Genomic DNA, 12,673 nt, shown 5'->3' on the forward strand with positions numbered 1-12,673 from the left:
CGCTTCTCCACTCATCCGCCCCGGCCCGGCCGCGGCGCGGGGCGCCCCCCCCCCCCGGGCGCCCCCCCGGGGGGGGGGGGGGGCGGGGCCCGCGGGGCCCCCCCCCCCCCCCGCCTCCTGCGTCCGGTCGCGGCCCCGCGGTCCGCGAGGATGGACGCATGGCATCAGTCGCGATCCTCGTCAACGGTCTGCCCGGATCGGGCAAGACCACCCTCTCGGCCACGCTCGCCGGCGTGCTCGGCTGCCCGCTGCTCGCGAAAGACCCCGTCAAGGAGGCGCTGGTCGACCTGGCCGGGCCGATGATCGATCCGCACGCCCTCGGTGGCATCGCGATGGACGCCGTCTGGGCGATGGCGGGCGAGGTCGAGGCGGGCGTGGTGGTCGACTCGTTCTGGCACCGCGAGCGCGACCTCGAGCACGCCCGCGCGGGCGTCGAACGCGCCGGATCGCCCCGCACGGTCGAGGTGTGGTGCGACGTCGACCCCGAGGTGGCCCTGCAGCGCGTGGTCGACCGGCTCGCGGCCGGCGGCCGGCACCCGGCGCACGGCACGGTCGAGTCGACCCGGGCCGCCTGGCCGACGTGGGCCGCCGGTGCCGAGCCGCTCGGCGGGTGGCCGGTCATCCGCGTCGACACGAGTGCCCCCGTCGACATGGACGACCTCGTGATGCAGATCAGCGCACGTTTCGTCTGACGGCCTCGTGGTGCCGACCCGCACCGACGACGGCGCCCCGCGACCGGTGGACGGGCCGCGGGGCGCCAGATCGTCAGGAGGCGCTATTTCTTGCCCTGGTTCGCGACCGCGGCGGCACCGGCGGCGGCGGCCTCGGGATCGAGGTAGCGGGCCGGGCCGGTCGGCACGAAGTCGTCGTCGAGCTCGTAGACGAGCGGGATGCCCGTGGGGATGTTCAGCTCGGCGATCTCGTCGTCGCCGATGCCGTCGAGGTGCTTGACGAGTGCACGCAGCGAGTTGCCGTGCGCGACGACGAGGGTGACGTCGCCGGCGGCCAGGCTCTCGGTGATGTCACTGTGCCAGTAGGGCAGCATGCGCTCGATGACGAGGGCGAGCGACTCGGTGCGCGGGGCGTCGATGCCGAGCTCGGCGTAGCGCTTGTCGTGCGCCTGCGAGAACTCGCTGTCGTCGTCGAGCGGGGGCGGCGGCACGTCGAACGAGCGGCGCCAGGTCTGGAACTGCTCGGGGCCGTACTGCTCGAGCGTCTGCGCCTTGTCCTTGCCCTGCAGCGCACCGTAGTGGCGCTCGTTGAGGCGCCACGAGCGCTTGACGTCGATCCAGAGGCGGTCGGCCTCTTCGAGGGCGATGTCGGCGGTCTGGATCGCCCGGGTCAGGCGCGACGTGTAGAGGATGTCGGGCAGCAGGTCGGCCTCGCGGAGCAGCTCGCCGGCACGCTTGGCCTCGGCGCGGCCCTGCTCGGTGAGCCGCACGTCGACCCATCCGGTGAAGAGGTTCTTCGCGTTCCATTCGCTGTTGCCGTGACGCAGGAGGATGAGGGTCGAAGTCATGCCGCCAGCGTATCGCGACGCTCCGATGGCAGACTCGGTGCATGCCCATCGGTTCCGTCACGCGCGGCACGACCGGCACCAACCGCCTGCGCCGTGTCGACCGCTGGATCGCCGCCCACCCGTCTTACCGGCGTGCGGACGACCCCCTGGTCGTCGACCTGGGGTACGGCGCGAGCGCGACGACTCCCCTCGAACTGCACCAGCGCCTCCTGCGGGTCCGCGACGACGTCGAGGTCGTCGGCATCGAGATCGAGCCCGAGCGCGTGCGGCTCGCGAACCTGTCGGCGCGGCCCGGGGTGAGCTTCCGCCGGGGCGGGTTCGAGGTGCCGCTCGACGGCGACCGTCGACCGGCGGTGATCCGCGCGTTCAACGTGCTGCGCCAGTACGACGAGTCGCAGGTGGCCGACGCGTGGGCGCTGATGACCGGGCGCCTGCAGCCCGGCGGCGTGCTCGTCGAGGGCACCTGCAACGAGGTCGGCCGCGTGGCGAGCTGGGTCGACGTGACGCCCCGGGGGCCGACGACGTTCACGATCTCGCTGCGGCTCGCCGGGCTCGAGCTGCCGTCGGTCGTGGCCGAACGACTGCCGAAGGCCTTGATCCACCGCAACGTGCCGGGAGAACGCGTGCACGACCTGCTCGTCGACCTCGACCGGCAGTGGGCCGTCGCGGCCCCGCTCTCGGTCTACGGGCCGGTGCAACGCTGGCTCGCGACGGTGCAGGGGCTGCGCGACGCGGGCTGGCCCGTGCAGGGCGGCCGGACGCGGTGGCGGCTCGGCGAGCTCTCGGTGCCCTGGGCGGCGGTCGCACCGCGGGCGTGACCCGCGGACGGCCGCGGGACGGGTGCCCGGGCGCGCGGCGGGCGGGCGAGGCGTCAGGCGCCCGAGCGACGCGGGCACCACGCGTCAGACGCGGGCGAGCCGGGCCCGGGCCTCGCCGTGGTCGAGCCCCGTGGCCATCAGCAGGTCGACGAGCAGCGGGCGCATCATCAGCACGACGATGGCCTCGGTGACGGGCGCGCCGGGCAGCACGACGGTCGGGTCGAGCCGTCGGGCCACGGCCGTCAGGGCCTCGCGGGCGACGGGCCGCTGCTCGACGTCGTGCACCGACCGGCCGAGCACCGCGACGGCCCGCGCGGTCGAGTCGAGCAGGTCGGCCAGCGCCGACCGGTCGACGCCGTCGCCGAGCTGGGTGTCGAGGCGCCTCGCGACCACCCGGAGGTTGCGCACCGCGAGGTCGACGTAACGCCGCACCGTCGCCTGCTGGCGCAGGTCGGGCAGCCGCGACCGCAGGAAGGGCGACAGCCGCGCGATGGACTGCGCCGACTCGAGGGTCGACGACCAGTCGTCGAGCACCGGCTGCGTGCCGCGGAGGCGACCGAGCGCGTCGTCGGCGCGCGGAGCGTCGTCGGTGCGCACCGCCGAGACGAGCGCGGTGAAGGCGTGGTCGACCTCGTCGAACAGCCGCCGGGCGTCGTACCGGGCGAGCCCGACGGGGTCGCGCGGCACGACGGCGGTGACGAGCAGGGCCACCGCTCCCCCGACGGCTCCGTCGATGCTGCGGACGAAGGCCCCGCCGTCGGGGTCGGGCAGCAACATGACGAGCATCGACTGGGTCGCGGCCGCGACGGCGAACGCACTGCTCGACGAGAAGAACCGCGCGACCAGCAACGTCACGAACAGGACGAGCGCGATCTGCCACAGCCCCTTGCCGACGATCATCAGCAGCACCTCGCTCAGGGCGATGCCGATCAGCACGCCGACCGCGTTCTCGAGCACGCGGCGCGGGCGGGCGTCGCGGGCGAGGCCGAGCGACGAGATGGTGATGGTCACGGCCAGCAGCGGGATCGCGTGGCCCAGGGCGTAGTGCGTGATGGCGTAGGCCCCCGCGACCGCGAGCACGATCTGGACGACGGCCGGCCCCGACGCGATCGTCCGGGCCGTCGCGTCCCTCAGGTCGAACGACGAGGAGGCGCGGTGCCAGCCGCGTCGCAGCCCGCCGCCGCGCGTCGGCCCGGTCACGACCGGGCCCGGGTGCGCTGCCTCACCGGGCGGTCAGCGACGGACGGCGCCGAGGCGCGGCAGGCGCGGCACGCCCGCGGCGGCGCCGGCCGAGGCGGGGACGACCACCTCTTGGGCGGCGGCGACGAGCAGGTCGTCGACGACGACCGCGAGCGGCGCCGCCTCGTCGGTGCCGCGCTTGACGAGTGCGAGCGCGATCGGACCGAGCTCGTGGTGCAGGGCGACGCTCGTGACGTGACCCACCGGCTTGCGCGCGGGGGTCTCGGGGGCCTCGGCCGCGCCTCCTGACGTCTCGGCTTCGGGGGCACCGCCGGCGGGCGGTGCCAGCACGACCTCGGCACCGTGCCCGGGCAGCACGCCGTCGCTGCCGTCGAGGTGCAGCATGACGAGCCGACGCGGCGGGTGGCCGATGTTGTGCACCTTGGCGACGGTCTCTTGGCCGCGGTAGCAGCCCTTCGCGAGGTGCACGGCGCTGCGCATCCAGTCGAGCTCGTGCGGGATGGTCCGCTCGTCGACCTCGGTCGCCAGGCGCGGACGCCAGGCCTCGATGCGGAGGGCCTCGAGGGCGAGGGTGCCCGCCACGGCCAGACGGTCGGCGGGCAGGGCCGCGAGCGCGTCGAGGTCGGAACGCCGCACGAGGCTCTCGCGGTAGGTCCAGTCGTGACCGGGGTGGTGGTCGGACTCGGCGTAGCTGTGCCCGCCGATCGTCACCTCGCGCCAGGGGTCGACCCAGACCAGCGGGGTGTCGCCCGACGTCATGACCGGGACGAGCGGGTCGGTGCCGCCGAGCAGGTCGTGCATCGAACCGATCGTCGCCACGTCGCCCGTGCGGTCGGCCACCTCGACGCGCAGCATGAAGCGCATCCGGTCGAGCCAGGTGCCGAGGGGCTCGACCTCGGAACGCTCGACGAGCAGCCACGCCGTCTCGCCGTCGTCGACGATGCGCGCGGCGTGCTCGAGCCGGCCGTTCGCGTCGAGCAGCAGGGTCTCGGTCGAGACGCCGGGAGCGAGGCCGACGAGCGCCTGGCTCGTCAGCGAGTTCAGCCAGCTGAGCCGGTCGGGCCCGGAGACCGTGAGCACGCCGCGGTCGGAGAGGTCGACGACGGCCGCGCCGCGGGCGAGCAGGCGCTGCTCGCCGAGCGGGTTGCCGTAGTGGGCGGCCACGCCCGACCCGTCGTCGACGAAGCCGTCGCGCGCCGAGAACGGCGACACCGCAGGAGGCGCGGCGTCGGTGGTGGGGCCGTCCGCGTCAGTCAACGCGCGCCAACTGCCCCGACGCGTGCGAGCGCAGTTCTTGCCCGAGGGCCGCGATGTCCCACGCCCAGAACAGCTTGCCGTCGACGAGGCCGTACATGCGGGTGGCCGCCGAGTACTCCTTGGCGTTGCTCGACCGCACGACGGCGTCGGTGGCCAGGTCGATGCGGGGCCCCTTCACCCGTCCGAGGTACAGCTCGTTGACGCCGGTCGGGTGGGCGATCTGCACCTCGAGGCCGAAGCCGTCGTCGGGCGTCCGCAGGATCTCGACGGCGCGCGCCGAGGTGAACGGCTGCACGCCGACGCCCGGCAGCATGCCCGGGCCCCGGTCACCCGGCTCGGCGGGGCGTTCGAGTCGCCAGTAGCCGGTCTCGCTCGTCAGGGGGGTGTGCTCGTCGTCGAGCAGCCAGGTGTACGAGCTGTAGTTCAGGAAGGGCAGGCCGTCGTGGCTGAAGCTGATGCGTTGCCCGAACTCGTGGGTGCGCCGTTCGGTGCCCGGCACGGAGTCGGGGTCGCCCTCGCCGATCTTGTAGTCGACGACGCCGGTGCCCTGCCAGACGCCGATCAGCCACGAGAGGGGGACGAGCTCGGACGGGAGGTCGGTGGGGATGTCGATCATGGAGCGGTCAGCGCCGTCGCTCGTCGGTCAACGCTGCCCCTTGAACAGCTTGAGGAGGACGACGACCGAGACGAAGCCGATGGCGAGGGTGGCGAGGCCGAGGAGCCCGATGTAGAACACCTCGAGTGCGAGCAGGGAATCCATGACGTCGAGCCTACCCGGCGACCACCGGGGTGCCCAGCCCTTCGGGGCGTCCGCTCAGACGACCGCGAGGACGCCGGTGACGACGGCCAGGATCACCAGGCTGCCGCAGGTGCTGAGCATGGTGCGCGACACGAGGCCGTCCTTCTGGCTGGTGGCCAGCTGCAGGACGAAGGTCAGCACGATGGCCCCGCCGAGGGCGAGCACGACGTGGTCCCAGTACTCCGCGGCGGGCGAGAACAACCCGATCAGCACCGCGGCGACGAGCGAGGCCACCCACACCGGGACGACCGTGATCGGCTTGAGCCGCGCCGTCGTCGCGTCGACGTCTCGTTCGCCTGCCTGCACGGTCCATCCCTCGTTCGTGTCCGCCGTTCTGCCGACCTGCCCTAGCATCGGATGGTCGGAGCGGCGGGGTCTCATGTTTTAGACTGCTCGACAGTACATTCACTGGAGGTCGTGTGGCGCAGCTCTTGGTACTGACCTCTGCGGGCGGCCCCGACGTGCTGCCGTCGCTCGCCCTGCTCAGCCACCGTACCCGGCAGATCCCCGCCGAACCCGCGCAACTGGTGAACGCCCCCTCGAGCGACCTCATCTTCGTCGACGCCCGGGCCGACCTGGCCAGCGCCAAGTCGCTCTGCAAGATCCTGCGTACCACGGGCGTCACGGTGCCGCTCGTCCTCGTGCTCACCGAGGGCGGCCTGACCGCCGTCAACAACGAGTGGGGCGTCGACGACGTCATCCTCGAGACCGCGGGGCCCGCGGAGGTCGACGCCCGCATCCGCCTGGTCACCGGACGCCTCGCGCAGTCGCAGACGGGCTCGAAGATCCACGCGTCCGGCGTCGTCATCGACGAGGCCAGCTACTCGGCCAAGGTGCACGGCCGCCCCCTCGACCTGACCTTCAAGGAGTTCGAGCTGCTGCGGTTCTTCGCCACCCACCCGTCCCGCGTCTTCACCCGCGAGCAGTTGCTCAGCGAGGTCTGGGGCTACGACTACTTCGGCGGCACGCGGACGGTCGACGTCCACGTCCGACGCCTGCGCGCCAAGCTCGGCGACCTCGAGTCGCTGATCGGCACCGTCCGCAACGTCGGCTACCGGTTCAACGTCTACGACGACGACGCCCAGGCCGTCGTCTCGTGAGCACGACGGCCCGACCGGGCGCGGTGACGTCGTGACGGGCGCGGTCGACGCGACCGGCGCCTCCTTCGTCCCCGTGCTCGCCCACGCGGCCGCCGAGGCCGACGGCAGCCCGCCGTTCTCCGACCAGACGCTCGTCGACGTGCGGTCGGGTGTCGCCACCGTCGTCGGCGACGCTCACGCGGCGGCGGTGCGGCGCGGTGACGAGGCCGAACTCGTCGTGCACCCCGACGACCGTCGCCAGGGACGCGGAGCCGAGCTGCTGCAGCGACTGGTCGACGAGACCGACGGGCCCCTGCTGCTCTGGGCGCACGGCGACCACCCGGGCTCCCGCGTGCTCGCGGCTCGCTTCGGCCTCGACGAGACGCGTCGCCTGCTGCAGCAGCGAGCGCCGGTGCCCTCGTCGCCCCGCCCGCCGCGGTTGCGCGACGGCGACCGGGTCGCCGCCTTCCGCCCCGGGGTCGACGACCGGGCCTGGCTCGACCTGAACGCCCGTGCGTTCGCCGACCACCCCGAGCAGGGCTCGCTCGTGCAGGCCGACCTCGACGCCCGCCGGGCCGAGGCCTGGTTCGACGCCGGCGACTTCGTCCTGCTCTGGCGTGGTGACGACCTGCTGGCCTTCTGCTGGCTGAAGCTCGACGCCGGCCAGCCCGGCGAGTTCTACGCGGTGGGCGTGTCGCCCGACCACCAGGGCGAGGGCCTGGGAGGCGCGGTGGTCGACGCCGGGTTCGCCCGCCTCGCCGAGCGCGGAGCCGACACCGCGGCGCTCTACGTCGAGGGCGACAACACGGCCGCCCTGCGGCTCTACGCGGCGCGGGGCTTCACCGACCACGCGGTCGACGTGCAGTACACGCTGTCACGCTGACCCGGCGTCACTCGCTGCCCCGCTCGCGTCGGGGCGACCCGGCCGGGGACGAATTAGCCGGGCCGCGGGGTACGACCCGGGGTACAGAACCGCCACCGCGAGCCCTACTCCAAGCCCACGGACCGAGCTGCCATCCCACTCACAGCGCCGGGGAGTGGATTGAGCAATCGCGCACGGCACGCATCCCCATCGACAGGAGAACACCATGAACCCCGTCAAGTTCCTTTCCGACCTCGGCCTCCAGAGCAAGCACGCCTACTGGGGCGGCTTCGCCTCGATCGTCATCGCCCTCGTGGCCTGGCTGGCCTCGCAGGGCAAGGACTCGTCCGACAAGGCGCAGTCCGACCGCTGGGGCATCTTCATCGGCCACTGGGCACCGACGTTCTTCGCCCTCGGCCTCGCCCTGAAGAACGAAGAGAAGTAGCCCGAGGCAGCACCTGACGACGCCCCCGCCGAACCGGCGGGGGCGTCGTCATGTGCGCCGGTGACAGCACCCGCGCCTCCTCCCCCGGGCGTCGCGGATCCACACGTCATCTCGCGTTCACCACGGGACGACGCGGCGAGGCCGCGCGGGGTGGCACGATGGTGCGATGGACAGCAGCGAACCCCGCGTCGACGGTGCCGGCGTCACCCCCGACTTCCTCGACGACTTCGACGAGATCGTCAGCTTCGAGGACGGCACGCTGCCCGGCGAGCGCTACCTCGACCGCGAGCTGAGCTGGCTGGCGTTCAACCAGCGGGTGCTCGAGCTGGCCGAGGACCCCACCACGCCCCTGCTCGAACGCGCGAACTTCCTGGCGATCTTCGCCAGCAACCTCGACGAGTTCTTCATGGTGCGCGTGGCCGGGCTCAAGCGCCGCATCGCGACCGGGCTCGCCGTGCCGACGAACGTCGGGCGCGGGCCGAACGAGGTCCTGGCCGACATCAGCAAGAAGGCCCACGAGCTGCAAGAGCGCCACGCCCGGGCGTTCCTCGACCTGGTCAAGCCCGACCTCGACGACGCGGGCATCCACATCGAGAACTGGTCCGACCTCGAAGAGGCCGACCGCGTGCGCATGCGCGAGATCTTCACCGAGCAGATCTTCCCGGTGCTCATGCCCCTGGCCGTCGACCCGGCCCACCCGTTCCCGTACATCTCGGGCCTGTCGCTGAACCTCTCGATCCGCGTGCGCAACCCCAAGACGATGCGGCAGGAGTTCGCGCGGCTCAAGGTGCCGCAGATGCTGCCGCGCTTCGTGCAGCTGCCCGACGACGACAGCGGGCGGGTGCGGTTCATCCCCCTCGAAGACCTCATCGCGAACCACCTGCAAGACCTGTTCCCGGGCATGGAGGTCGTCGAGCACCACGTGTTCCGCGTGACGCGCAACGAAGACGTCGAGGTCGACGAGGACGAGTCCGAGAACCTCATCCAGGCGCTCGAGCGCGAGCTGCTGCGTCGTCGCTTCGGTCCGCCGATCCGCCTCGAGATCACCGACGACATGGACCCGGTCACCCTCGAACTGCTGGTGCGCGAGCTCGACGTGACCGACCAAGAGGTCTACAAGCTGCCGGCGCCGCTCGACCTGGCCGGCCTGTTCGAGATCACCAAGATGCCGCGCGCCGACCTCAAGTACCCCAAGCACCTGCCGACCACGGCCGTGCAGCTGCAGCCGACCGAGCCGAACATGAAGCCCGACATGTTCGCCAGCATCGCCCGACAAGACATCCTGGTGCACCACCCGTACGAGTCGTTCGCGACCAGCGTCCAGGCGTTCCTCGAGCAGGCGGCGGCCGACCCGAACGTGCTCGCCATCAAGCAGACGCTCTACCGCACCAGCGGCGACTCGCCCATCATCGAGGCGCTGATCGACGCGGCCGAGTCCGGCAAGCAGGTGCTCGCCCTGGTCGAGGTCAAGGCGCGCTTCGACGAGCAGAACAACATCACGTGGGCCCGCAAGCTCGAGAAGGCCGGCGTGCACGTCGTCTACGGCCTGGTCGGGCTGAAGACCCACTGCAAGCTCGCCCTGGTCATCCGTCAGGAGAAGGGCACGCTCAAGCACTACACGCACATCGGCACGGGCAACTACAACCCCAAGACCAGCCGCATCTACGAAGACATGGGGCTCTTCACCTCGGACGACCAGGTCGGCAAGGACCTCACCCGCCTGTTCAACGAGCTCTCGGGTTACGCCATCGAGAAGAAGTTCAAGCGCCTGCTCGTCGCCCCGCGCTACCTGCGCCGGGGGCTGCTGAAGCAGATCCAGAACGAGATCGAGAACGCGCAGGCCGGCCGCCCGGCGGGCATCCGCATCAAGATCAACTCGATCGTCGACGAGCAGATCATCGACGCCCTCTACAAGGCGAGCCAGGCCGGCGTGCCGGTCGACGTCTGGGTGCGCGGCATCTGCACGATCAAGCCGGGCGAGCCGGGACTGAGCGACAACATCCGGGTGAGGTCGATCCTCGGGCGGTACCTCGAGCACAGCCGACTGTTCTGGTTCGCGAACGACGGCGACCCGCAGGTGTTCATCGGCAGCGCCGACATGATGCACCGCAACCTCGACCGCCGGGTCGAGGCCCTCGTGCGCCTCACGCAGGCCGACCACCTGGCCGAGGTGTCGGCCCTGTTCGACCAGGCCGTGTCGGACGACACGTCGTCGTGGTGGCTCGAGGCCGACGGCACCTGGACGCGCCACGCCCGCGATGCCGAGGGCCGGCCCCTGACCGACCTGCAGAACGCCCAGATGAAGGCCATCACCGTCCGGAAGCGCTCCAAGCGATGACCGTCACCTCGACGACGGTCGTCGCCGCCGGTGCCGTCTGCTGGCGCCTCGTCGACGGCAAGGTGCGGGTGCTGCTCATCCACCGCGACCACCACGGCGACGTCTCGCTGCCCAAGGGCAAGGTCGACCCCGGCGAGGCCACGCCACAGACGGCCGTACGCGAGATCCACGAGGAGACCGGTTACCGCGTCACGCTCGGTGCCCCGCTCGGCACGGCCGAGTACCTGCTGCCCGGTGGCCGCGACAAGGTCGTCTACTACTGGTCGGCCGAGGTGACCGACGAGGCCTTCGCCGAGGCCGGTTCGTTCACGGCCAACCACGAGGTGGCGGCCATCGAGTGGGTCGGGCTCGAGAAGGCCGGGGCGATGCTCACCTACGCCCGGGACGCCGACGTGCTGCAACGCTTCGCCGACCGGGTCTCGACCGGCACGGCTCGGACCTTCCCGATCGTCGCCCTCCGGCACGCGAAGACGACCTCGCCGTCCGACTGGCACGGCTCCGACGCCACGCGGCCGCTGCTGCCCCAGGGGCGGCGTCAGGCGAGGTCGGTCGCCCCCGTCATCGCCGCGTGGTCGCCGGCGCGCATCGTCAGCAGCACGGCCGCGCGGTGCCTGGCCACGCTCGAGCCGCTGTCGGCCCTGACCCGCGTCGGCGTGCGCCAGACCGACGCCATCAGCCAGGACGCCTTCGAGCAGGGCACCGACGACGTCGCCGCGGTCGTCAAGAAGCGCCTCAAGAAGAAGGTCGCCGCGGTCATCTGCAGCCACGGGCCCGTGCTGCCCGAGGTCATCCGGCAGATCTCCCTGGGCACCAAGGGGGGCGACCGCATCGACCTGCGCCGTGCCTCGTCGCTCGGCACGGCCGAGTTCACGGTGCTGCACGTCTCGGTCGACGACTCGAAGCTGGTCGCGATCGAGACGCACGGCCCGGCTGCCTGACCCGCGCCTCCCGGCCTCCGCCCGACACCGTGGTCGTCGACCCCCGCCCGTGACGGGCGGGGGTCGACACCCGTCGGGACGCGCGTGTCCCGGCCGATGTTCCCCCCTCGTTCACCTTCCGTTCACCGGGGCAGGCGACCGTGGTTAACCGTCCGCCGTAGCGTCTCGCACGGGTCGGCACCTGGCCCACAGCACCCAGCCATCACATCCCGAAAAGGACCCCCCTGTGAACTTCAAGCGCACCGGCAGCATCGTCGCGATCGCCGCGGTCGGAACCATGCTCCTCGCGTCCTGCGCCAGCAACGAAGGCGGCGCCACGCCCTCCGGCGACGCCTCGGCCAGCGACCTCTCCGGCACCATCTCGGGCATCGGCGCGTCGTCGCAGCAGGCCGCGCAAGAGGCCTGGGTGGCCGGTTTCCAGACCGCCAACCCCGACGTGACCGTCAACTACGACCCCCAGGGCTCGGGTGGTGGACGCGAGAGCTTCATCTCGGGCGCCGCCGACTTCGCCGGCTCCGACCGTGCGTTCACCACCGACGAGATCTCGTCGAGCACCTTCGCCGGCTGCACGCCCGACACCGGCATCGTCGAGCTGCCCGCCTACGTCTCGCCCATCGCGGTCGTCTTCAACCTCGACGGCGTCGACGAGCTCGACCTGACGCCCGCCACCCTCGCCGGCATCTTCAGCGGCAAGATCACCACCTGGGACGCCGCCGAGATCAAGGCCGACAACCCCGACGCCGACCTGCCCAGCACGGGCATCACCGCGGTCCACCGCTCGGACGACTCGGGCACCACCGAGAACTTCACCGACTACCTGCACGCCACCGCGGGCGACACCTGGACCGAAGAGGCCGACGGCACCTGGCCGACCGCCTTCGGCGGCGAGGGCGCCTCGGGCACCTCCGGCGTGATCGACGCCGTCACCAACGGCACCGGCACCATCGGCTACGCCGACGCCTCGCGCGCCGGTGACCTCGGCACCGTCAAGGTCAAGGTCGGCGACGACTTCGTCGGCTACTCGGCCGACGCCGCCGCCGCCATCGTCGACGAGTCGCCCGAAGAAGAGGGCCGCACCGACGGCGACATCGCCATCGCGCTCGACCGCACCTCGACCGCGTCCGGCGTCTACCCGATCGTCCTGGTCAGCTACCTGATCGCCTGCGAGTCGTACGAGGACGCCGCCAAGGGCGAGCTCGTCAAGTCGTACCTGTCGTACGTGACCAGCGAGGACGGCCAGAAGGTCGCGGCCGACGCCGCCGGCTCGGCCCCGATCTCGAGCACGCTCTCGGGTCAGGTCGCCGACGCCATCGCTCTCATCAAGTAACACGGCACCACCCCGGGGGCCCGGGAACGCACCGCGTGCGTTCCCGGGCCATCGGCCTGACAGGCACCGCTCCACCCCGAACCCCACCCGA

13 protein-coding genes are annotated in these 12,673 nt (G+C 72.1%); 8 read left to right on the forward strand and 5 right to left on the reverse strand.

Features of this window, described 5'->3' with window-relative positions; genetic code table 11:
* The first annotated feature begins 158 nt into the window (after window positions 1-158).
* Entirely contained in the window at window positions 159-692 is a 534-nt protein-coding gene (locus ABID81_RS15060) for a P-loop nucleotide/nucleoside kinase family protein (RefSeq protein ID WP_354595593.1), read from the forward strand.
* Window positions 693-775: 83 nt separating this feature from the next.
* On the opposite strand, the gene ABID81_RS15065 is transcribed toward ABID81_RS15060, so the two are convergent.
* The gene (locus ABID81_RS15065) at window positions 776-1,519 is read right to left on the reverse strand and encodes a phosphoglyceromutase (protein ID WP_159827656.1); all 744 of its coding nucleotides are present in this window, start codon (window positions 1,517-1,519) and stop codon (window positions 776-778) included.
* Between the two features lie 41 nt (window positions 1,520-1,560).
* Here ABID81_RS15065 and ABID81_RS15070 point away from each other — a divergent pair, with 41 nt between their 5' ends.
* Window positions 1,561-2,337, forward strand: a complete 777-nt coding sequence (locus ABID81_RS15070; protein WP_354595594.1) for a class I SAM-dependent methyltransferase — start codon at window positions 1,561-1,563, stop codon at window positions 2,335-2,337.
* Between the two features lie 84 nt (window positions 2,338-2,421).
* Here the strand turns inward: ABID81_RS15070 and ABID81_RS15075 are convergent, their stop codons facing one another.
* The 4 genes from ABID81_RS15075 to ABID81_RS15090 form a co-directional block, all read right to left on the reverse strand.
* Complete coding sequence (locus tag ABID81_RS15075) at window positions 2,422-3,537, reverse strand: FUSC family protein (protein ID WP_354595595.1); 1,116 nt, start codon at window positions 3,535-3,537, stop codon at window positions 2,422-2,424.
* A gap of 33 nt (window positions 3,538-3,570) precedes the next feature.
* Window positions 3,571-4,794 carry a CAF17-like 4Fe-4S cluster assembly/insertion protein YgfZ gene (ygfZ, locus tag ABID81_RS15080; RefSeq protein ID WP_502915243.1) on the reverse strand — a complete coding sequence of 408 codons (1,224 nt, stop codon included), beginning with the start codon at window positions 4,792-4,794 and terminating at the stop codon, window positions 3,571-3,573.
* Window positions 4,787-5,410: a heme-binding beta-barrel domain-containing protein gene (locus tag ABID81_RS15085; RefSeq protein ID WP_354595596.1), complete on the reverse strand. Its 624-nt coding sequence runs from the start codon at window positions 5,408-5,410 to the stop codon at window positions 4,787-4,789. The genes ygfZ and ABID81_RS15085 overlap by 8 nt, the downstream gene beginning before the upstream one ends.
* A gap of 198 nt (window positions 5,411-5,608) precedes the next feature.
* The gene (locus tag ABID81_RS15090) at window positions 5,609-5,899 is read right to left on the reverse strand and encodes a hypothetical protein (RefSeq protein WP_354595597.1); all 291 of its coding nucleotides are present in this window, start codon (window positions 5,897-5,899) and stop codon (window positions 5,609-5,611) included.
* A 113-nt stretch (window positions 5,900-6,012) separates the two neighbouring features.
* Between ABID81_RS15090 and ABID81_RS15095 the strand changes: the two genes are divergently transcribed.
* The 6 genes from ABID81_RS15095 to ABID81_RS15120 all read left to right on the forward strand — a co-directional run bounded on the left by ABID81_RS15095 (window position 6,013) and on the right by ABID81_RS15120 (window position 12,582).
* Window positions 6,013-6,693, forward strand: coding sequence for a winged helix-turn-helix domain-containing protein (locus tag ABID81_RS15095; RefSeq protein ID WP_354595598.1), 681 nt, complete (start codon window positions 6,013-6,015; stop codon window positions 6,691-6,693).
* Between the two features lie 31 nt (window positions 6,694-6,724).
* Complete coding sequence (gene mshD / locus ABID81_RS15100) at window positions 6,725-7,555, forward strand: mycothiol synthase (RefSeq protein ID WP_354595599.1); 831 nt, start codon at window positions 6,725-6,727, stop codon at window positions 7,553-7,555.
* A gap of 205 nt (window positions 7,556-7,760) precedes the next feature.
* Window positions 7,761-7,979, forward strand: coding sequence for a hypothetical protein (locus tag ABID81_RS15105; RefSeq protein ID WP_123355311.1), 219 nt, complete (start codon window positions 7,761-7,763; stop codon window positions 7,977-7,979).
* Window positions 7,980-8,145: 166 nt separating this feature from the next.
* Complete coding sequence (locus ABID81_RS15110) at window positions 8,146-10,317, forward strand: RNA degradosome polyphosphate kinase (RefSeq protein WP_354595600.1); 2,172 nt, start codon at window positions 8,146-8,148, stop codon at window positions 10,315-10,317.
* Window positions 10,314-11,255: an NUDIX hydrolase gene (locus ABID81_RS15115; protein ID WP_354595601.1), complete on the forward strand. Its 942-nt coding sequence runs from the start codon at window positions 10,314-10,316 to the stop codon at window positions 11,253-11,255. The genes ABID81_RS15110 and ABID81_RS15115 overlap by 4 nt, the downstream gene beginning before the upstream one ends.
* Before the next feature lie 226 nt (window positions 11,256-11,481).
* Window positions 11,482-12,582, forward strand: a complete 1,101-nt coding sequence (locus ABID81_RS15120) for a phosphate ABC transporter substrate-binding protein PstS (RefSeq protein ID WP_488628248.1) — start codon at window positions 11,482-11,484, stop codon at window positions 12,580-12,582.
* Window positions 12,583-12,673 lie beyond the last annotated feature (91 nt).

Origin of the sequence: Frigoribacterium sp. PvP054 (assembly GCF_040547465.1) — a bacterium.
Classification (GTDB): Bacteria; Actinomycetota; Actinomycetes; order Actinomycetales; family Microbacteriaceae; genus Frigoribacterium.

Coding starts and splice junctions, on each gene's coding strand:
- ABID81_RS15085 (WP_354595596.1), bottom strand. CDS start 5,410: ATGATCGACATCCCCACCGACCTCCCGTCCGAGCTCGTCCCCCTCTCG.
- ABID81_RS15105 (WP_123355311.1), top strand. CDS start 7,761: ATGAACCCCGTCAAGTTCCTTTCCGACCTCGGCCTCCAGAGCAAGCAC.
- ABID81_RS15065 (WP_159827656.1), bottom strand. CDS start 1,519: ATGACTTCGACCCTCATCCTCCTGCGTCACGGCAACAGCGAATGGAAC.
- ABID81_RS15110 (WP_354595600.1), top strand. CDS start 8,146: ATGGACAGCAGCGAACCCCGCGTCGACGGTGCCGGCGTCACCCCCGAC.
- ABID81_RS15070 (WP_354595594.1), top strand. CDS start 1,561: ATGCCCATCGGTTCCGTCACGCGCGGCACGACCGGCACCAACCGCCTG.
- ABID81_RS15060 (WP_354595593.1), top strand. CDS start 159: ATGGCATCAGTCGCGATCCTCGTCAACGGTCTGCCCGGATCGGGCAAG.
- ABID81_RS15115 (WP_354595601.1), top strand. CDS start 10,314: ATGACCGTCACCTCGACGACGGTCGTCGCCGCCGGTGCCGTCTGCTGG.